The organism is Actinomadura sp. KC216 (assembly GCF_004348535.1).
Classification (GTDB): domain Bacteria; phylum Actinomycetota; class Actinomycetes; order Streptosporangiales; family Streptosporangiaceae; genus Spirillospora.
The window spans coordinates 39,521-45,895 of the sequence record NZ_SMJX01000027.1 but is presented as its reverse complement, the minus strand read 5'-3'; the positions used below and the strand labels follow the sequence as shown (position 1 = coordinate 45,895).

General features: G+C 74.8%; 6 protein-coding genes. 2 read left to right on the top strand and 4 right to left on the bottom strand.

Features of this window, described 5'->3' with window-relative positions; genetic code table 11:
* The 3 genes from E1264_RS07515 to E1264_RS07505 form a co-directional block, all read right to left on the bottom strand.
* On the bottom strand, positions 1-951 hold a 951-nt coding region (locus E1264_RS07515; protein WP_132170969.1), incomplete at its 3' end, for a serine/threonine-protein kinase.
* Positions 952-1,020: 69 nt separating this feature from the next.
* Positions 1,021-2,238 (bottom strand): MFS transporter, encoded by a 1,218-nt coding sequence (locus E1264_RS07510; protein WP_132170966.1) that lies wholly within the window; start codon positions 2,236-2,238, stop codon positions 1,021-1,023.
* Positions 2,239-2,313: 75 nt separating this feature from the next.
* Positions 2,314-2,847: a TetR/AcrR family transcriptional regulator gene (locus E1264_RS07505; protein WP_132170964.1), complete on the bottom strand. Its 534-nt coding sequence runs from the start codon at positions 2,845-2,847 to the stop codon at positions 2,314-2,316.
* A 136-nt stretch (positions 2,848-2,983) separates the two neighbouring features.
* On the opposite strand from E1264_RS07505, the gene E1264_RS07500 reads away from it, so the two are divergent.
* Positions 2,984-4,174: a cysteine desulfurase family protein gene (locus E1264_RS07500; protein ID WP_132170977.1), complete on the top strand. Its 1,191-nt coding sequence runs from the start codon at positions 2,984-2,986 to the stop codon at positions 4,172-4,174.
* A 118-nt stretch (positions 4,175-4,292) separates the two neighbouring features.
* The gene (locus tag E1264_RS07495; protein ID WP_132170962.1) at positions 4,293-5,087 is read left to right on the top strand and encodes a DUF1206 domain-containing protein; all 795 of its coding nucleotides are present in this window, start codon (positions 4,293-4,295) and stop codon (positions 5,085-5,087) included.
* Here E1264_RS07495 and E1264_RS07490 read toward each other — a convergent pair.
* A complete protein-coding gene (locus E1264_RS07490; RefSeq protein ID WP_243710809.1) occupies positions 5,075-6,151 on the bottom strand; it encodes a DUF695 domain-containing protein in 1,077 nt (358 codons plus the stop codon). The two genes, E1264_RS07495 and E1264_RS07490, sit on opposite strands and share 13 nt — an antisense overlap.
* Positions 6,152-6,375 lie beyond the last annotated feature (224 nt).

The window sequence follows — 6,375 nt, the reverse complement described above, 5'->3', positions numbered from 1 at the left end:
CGCACCGCCCGCCCCCGCACCGGCGGCTCCGGCTCCGGCGGCGCCCGCCGCGCCCGAGGCCGCGCCGCCGGAGCCGATGCCGAGCGCGGTGAGCGGGAACAGCATGGACAGCGCCGCCGCCGCTCCCGCGAGCGTCCGGACGCCCTTCGCCTCCCAGCCGGGCCCGTACGCGCCCGACGCCACCGACTCCAGCTCCGCGACGAACCCGGACGCGCCGAGCGGGCGGTCCCACGGGTTCTTCGCCAGGCCGCGCTCGATCAGCGGGCGGAGCGGCTCCGGGACGTCCTCCACCGGAATGGGCGCCGTCAGATGGCGGCCCATCAACCCGGCCTGGTCCTCGGCGGTGTAGGGCCGCCGGCCCGTCACGCACTCGAAGAACACGCAGGCCGCCGCGTACACGTCGGTGGCGGGGGAGGCGGGCTCGTCCCGCCACTGCTCGGGCGCCATGTAGACGGGGGTGCCCGACCGTCCGGACGCGCCCGCGTCCACGGCGATGCCGAAGTCGATCAGCTTGCTCAGCCCGTCGCCGCGGACGATCACGTTCGCGGGCTTGTAGTCGCGGTGGACGATCCCGACGTCGTGCGCCGCCGCCAGGCCCAGCAGCGAGCCCTTCAGCAGGGCGAGCGCGGCCTCGGGCTCCAGCGGCCCCCGCTCGGCGAGCACCGCCTTGAGCGGCGCGCCGTCCACCGCCTCCATGACGATGGCGGCGCCGTCCGGCGTCTCGACCAGCCCGAACAGCCGGGTGACGAACGGGTTGCGCAGCCGCCGCAGCAGGTCGGCCTCGGCGCGGAACCTGGTGCGGAACCCCTCGTCGCCCGCGAGCGTCGCCGAGAGGTACTTGATCGCCGCCGTCAGGCCGGTCGCGTCGTGCCGCGCGAGCACGACGCGCCCCTGCCCGCCCTCGCCGAGCACCCGCAGCTCCGTGTAGCCCGGGACCCGCCACCCGCCCATGCACCGCCCCCATTACCAGGAAAGAACACCGATGGGGTTATATCGGATCGCGCGGCGGACCAGAAAGGGTCAGGCCGCGACGGGCTCCGGCGCCGCGTCCGCCGGGGCGCCGGCTTCCGCCGGGACGCTCGCGGGCGCGGCGACGTCGCTGTCGGTGCGCAGCGGGACGAAGCGGGCACCCGCCGCGATGAGCAGCGCCAGCACGACCACGGTCCCGACGCCCACGCGCAGGGACGTCGCGTCCGACAGGAACCCGACCACGACCGGGCCGAGCAGCAGCCCGCCGTAGCCCATCGCGCCGACCTGCGCGACGGCCGCCGCCGGACGGTCCGGAGCCGCCGTCCCGGCCAGCGAGATCGTCGTCGGGACGACCGTGCAGACCACCAGGCCCGTCACGAAGAACCCGGCGATCGCGACCGGCGGCGCGGGCGCCAGCACCACGACGGTCATGCCGAGCGCGGTGCCGAGTCCCGCCCCGACCAGCAGCCGGCGGGTGCCGAGCCGCGTCCGGACGCGGTCGCCGACGAGCCGTCCGAGCAGCATCGCCAGCTCGAACATCGGGTACCCGGCCGCGGCGACGGCCTCGGTCGCGCCCATCTCGTCGTGCAGCAGCAGCCCGCTCCAGTCGGCGATCGAGCCCTCGGTCATGAAGGCGATGAACGCCAGCACGCCGATCAGGTACACGGCGGGCGGCAGGCGGCGGGCCCTGCGTCCCGTCCCGGACGCGGCCGGGGTCGGCGGGTCGGGCAGGTAGGTGCGGCCGAGCGCGAGCCCGGCGGGCAGCGCCAGCAGCGCGGTGGCGAGGACGGTCGCGGTGAACCCGAGCCCGGCCGCCGCGCTGACCACGCCGAACACCCCGCCGCTCAGCGCGCCGACGCACCACCCGGCGTGCATGCCGCTCATGATCGACCGCCGGTGCGCCTGCTCGACCACGCTGCCCTGCGCGTTCATCGCGATGTCGGTGATCCCGAACGTCATGCCGAACAGCACCACGGCGGCGAGCAGCACGCCGTAGGTGGGCGCGAGCGCGACGGCCGCGTACGACAGCGCCGTCAGCGGCAGCGCGACCCGCAGCGCGGCGCGGCTCCCGGCGCGGGCCATCACGCCGCGCAGCGCCTGCATGGCCACGATCGCGCCGAGCCCCCAGACGAGGACGACAACGCCGATCTCGGCCTCGTTCGTCCCGAACTTCGCGGCCAGGGCGGGCATGCGGGCCACCCACACCCCGGTCAGCAGGCCGGCCAGCGCGAAGGTCAGGAACGTTCCCGACCGGGCACGGAACAGCATGGGTCACCTCTTTCACAGACTCGTGGAACGCTCCATAACGCGTTCGGGCAGATGGACGGCCGGTGCCGTCCGGCGTCATCGCTCCAGCAGGCCCAGGAGCCGCCGCCGCAGCTCTTCGAGCTGCTCCGGGCCGTAGAGCCCGGGGTCGTGGCTGACCACTTCCCAGAGCCCCTCGGCCGCCAGCCGGACGATCATCGCGATGCCGGGATCGGGGTCGTCGGCGGGGGCGCGCCCGTGCCAGCGCCGCATCGCCTCGTTGAGCGGCTCGGCCTGCTCCGGGTCCGCCGCGGCGGCCGTGATGGCCGACCACCGGCGGTAGGCGCGGGCCTCCCCGGTCAGGATCTCGAACGTCGCCTCGACGTAGGCACGGGTGTAGGCGCCCGGCGCGCCGTCCCCGTAGGAGCCGAGGTAGGAGGCGATCAGGTCGTCGAACTCGTCGATGACCCGCGCCACCATGGCCCGGACGAGCGCCTCCTTGGTGGGGAAGTGGTAGAGCAGCCCGCCCTTGCTGACGCCGGCGCGGTCCGCGACCGCGGTGAGCGTCAGCGCCTGCGTCCCCTGCTCGGAGAGGACGGCTTCGGCGGCGTCGAGGAGGGCTTCCTTCATCATGGTGATCTCACTGTACCGGCTGGACGGTACAGCCCCTCAACCGGCCCTCGGTCGCCCGTATTCCCGGTTACGGACGCCCCTGCCGGCAGGGCGCCCGAGGAGGAACAACCCCCACGCGGATACTGTTGTCCGCGTGGTGACCTACCTCGACCATGCGGCGACCACCCCGATGCTGCCCGAGGCCATCGAGGCGATGACGGCGGAGCTGCGCGAGATCGGGAACCCGTCCTCGCTGCACGCGGCGGGACGCCGCGCCCGCCGGGTCGTGGAGGAGTCCCGCGAGATCATCGCGGAGGCGTTCGGCGCCCGCCCGAGCGAGGTCGTGTTCACCTCCGGCGGCACCGAGGCCGACAACCTCGCGGTCAAGGGCCTCTACTGGGCCCGCCGCGCCGCCGACCCGGCCCGCACCCGCGTGCTGGCGAGCGCCGTCGAGCACCACGCCGTCCTGGACGCGGTCCAGTGGCTCGCCGACCACGAGGGCGCCCGCATCGCCTGGATCCCAGTGGACGCCGCCGGACGCGTCCTTCCCGAGGCCCTCCGCGACGCGCTCGCCGACAGCGGCGACGGCGACGGCGGCGACGTGGCGCTCGCGAGCGTCATGTGGGCCAACAACGAGGTCGGCACAGTCCAGCCGATCGCCGAGCTGTCCGCCGTCGCGCGCGAGCACGGCGTCCCCCTGCACACCGACGCCGTCCAGGCCGCCGGGACGCTGCCCGTCTCGTTCGCGGCGAGCGGCGCGCAGGCGCTCACGATCACCGGGCACAAGCTCGGCGGCCCCATCGGCGTCGGGGCGCTGCTGCTCGCCAAGCCCAAGCCGCCCGTCCTCCTCGACCCGGTGCCGCTGATGCACGGCGGCGGCCAGGAGCGCGACGTCCGGTCCGGGACGCTCGACACGCCCGCCATCGCCGGGTTCGCCGCCGCCGTCCAGACCATGGCGGCGCGCCGGGACGCCGAGGTGCGCCGCCTCACCGAGCTGCGCGACCGGCTCATCGACGCGGTCCGCGCCGTCGTGCCCGACGCGGTCCTCAACGGCGACCCGGCGGGCCGCCTCCCCGGCAACGCGCACTTCTCCTTCCCCGGCTGCGAGGGCGACGCGCTGCTCATGCTGCTGGACGCGCGCGGCATCGCCTGCTCCACCGGCTCGGCCTGCTCCGCGGGCGTCTCCCAGCCGAGCCACGTCCTGACCGCGATGGGCTCCACCAGCGAACACGCCCGCGGCTCCCTGCGCTTCACCCTCGGCCACACCTCCACGGACGACGACGTCAAGGCCCTGGCCGACGCCATAGGCCCCGCCGTGGAACGCGCCCGCCAAGCCGGCTTCAGCTGAGCCGCCGGAGTTCGACCGCCGGAGTTTGACCGTTCCTTTAACGGGGACGAGCCCGCCCGTGGCGACGGATGTGAGCGACGGAATCGAACGGGCGGCGGGACACCCCTGGTTTCATGGCATGTCCCGCGCGGGGCTGGTCGCGCGCGGCGTCCTCTACCTCCTCGTCGGATGGCTGGCCCTGCAGGTCGCCTTCGGCGGGGGCGGGCGGGAGGCCGACCGGAAGGGCGCGCTGCAGGTCGTCGCCGACCAGCCCGGCGGCCCGGTCGTCCTCGGGCTGATGGCGGCCGGCTTTGCCGCCCTGGCGCTCTGGCAGTTCGCGGAGGCCCTGTTCGGTCGTCCCATGCCGGACGGCGACAAACCCACCTCGCGCCTCGGCTCCGCCGGACGCGGCGTCGTCTACACGGCCGGTTGCGCCGCCACCCTCGCGTTCCTGCTCGGCTACCAGGGGCAGTCCAGCGACCAGCAGTCGAAGTCCATTACCGCGCGGCTGATGGGAGAGCCCGGCGGACGCTGGCTCGTCCTGGCGATCGCCGCCTGCTTCGTGGCGTGGGCCGGCGTCGTGATCGTCAACGCGGCCCGCCGCACGTTCATGGACGAGCTCAGCGACGCGCGGATGGGCCGCCTCGCGCGCCGCGCCGTCCAGCCGTTCGGGATCGTCGGCAACATCGCCCGCGGCCTGGTCGGCGCCGCCGTGGGCGCCTTCCTCGCCTACGCGGCCGTCACCTTCCAGCCGGACAAGGCCCGGGGCCTGGACGGCACGCTCCGCGAGTTCGCCGCCACCCCCGCCGGAGCGTGGGGCCTCGCCGCGGTCGCGCTGGGCGTCCTCACCTTCGGCGTCTACAGCCTTTTCGAGTCCCGCTACCGCAAGGTCGACTCGACGAAGCCGACCCGCCCGGGCGGTCACGGCTGGTAGGGCATCAGGGCCTTCCAGCCGGGGTCGCTGGTGGAGGCGACCTTCGCCTTGCCCTCCGACCAAGCGGCGGCGAGCTGGTCGAGTTCGGAGATGACGCCGGAGTCGGGGTCGGCGTAGAGGTGGAAGACGCGCAGGCCGTCGCCGGTCTCGCGGACGGCCAGCACGGCGCGGTCGCCGAGCTTGGCGAGCTTCTTCTCGAACGCGCGCAGCGCGCCCGACGACGGTTCGACGGGCAGCCGGTCGGGGTTGCTGTTGGCGTACGGGACGGAGATCGCCACGTGCAGGTCGCAGAGCGGGTAGTCCTGCCGGTGCAGCGGGAACCGGGCGCCGAGGCGGGCGGGATGGCCGCGCGGGGTGCGGCCCTCGCCGGTCAGCCAGGTGGGCTCGCCGAACGGCTCGGCGACCTGCTCGATGACCGACGGCAGCATCGACGGGGGCAGCGCGTCGATCGGCGACTCCGTCGCGATCGTGACCTCGCCGACCCAGCGGGCGACGTCGTCCTCGCCGAGCGCCCAGTGCAGGACGTTCATCGCGACCTGGATCTGCTGCTCCTCCGCGACGAACAGGAAGTCGGGGTGGTAGGCGGTGAGGTGCACGCGGGCGCGCCCGGCGTCGGCGCGCATGCCGAGCCGGACGTACTCCAGATCGAACTCGTGGTCGCCGAGGACGAGGTCCTGCCCGAGCATCTCCGGGTCGGGTTGCCGCGCCGGGTGGAACCGCCAGCCGCCCGCCGCCGCCCCGGACGGCGCCGCGCGCACCCACCGCTCGGTGACGCCGCGCAGCTCGGGGTTCCCGCCGCCGGTCACGGTGAGGGACGGGGCCCGGTCCTCCGCGCCGCCGATCTCCCACAGCAGCCCCGGGTGGATCTTGTGGACGCGCCGGGACAGCTCCTCGATCGCGTCCGCGGACAGCCCCTCGCCGGGCGTCTCGCCCTCGGGCTGGTCGGGCCCGGCGGCCAGGGACGCCTCGATCGTCGGGCGGGCCTGCGCCCACCACTCCCAGAACTCGCTGATCGCGGGCGGCGTCACGGCGGACGCGTCGCGCGGACGACGGAAGATTCCCAACTGTCGTCTCTTCCTTGTCGTGGTCAAGCGGCCGAACCGCCTCATGACCGGGGCCGATGAGGTCGCTGGAGGATGCGTCCGGGATGGCGCGGGGCTCGGCCGGGGGGTCCGGCGAGGCCATGCCCGTCCCGTAAACCCTACGTGAGGCGCCGACCTTCGCGTCGGCGCCCGGCCGGACGGGAAATGATGGCGGGCGAGGGGCCCGCGGCGCGTACCCTCGAAGG

What these genes read in the sequence shown, in the direction of transcription:
- E1264_RS07510 (WP_132170966.1), bottom strand. Translation starts at nt 2,238, where the DNA reads ATGCTGTTCCGTGCCCGGTCGGGAACGTTCCTGACCTTCGCGCTGGCC.
- E1264_RS07505 (WP_132170964.1), bottom strand. Translation starts at nt 2,847, where the DNA reads ATGATGAAGGAAGCCCTCCTCGACGCCGCCGAAGCCGTCCTCTCCGAG.
- E1264_RS07495 (WP_132170962.1), top strand. Translation starts at nt 4,293, where the DNA reads ATGTCCCGCGCGGGGCTGGTCGCGCGCGGCGTCCTCTACCTCCTCGTC.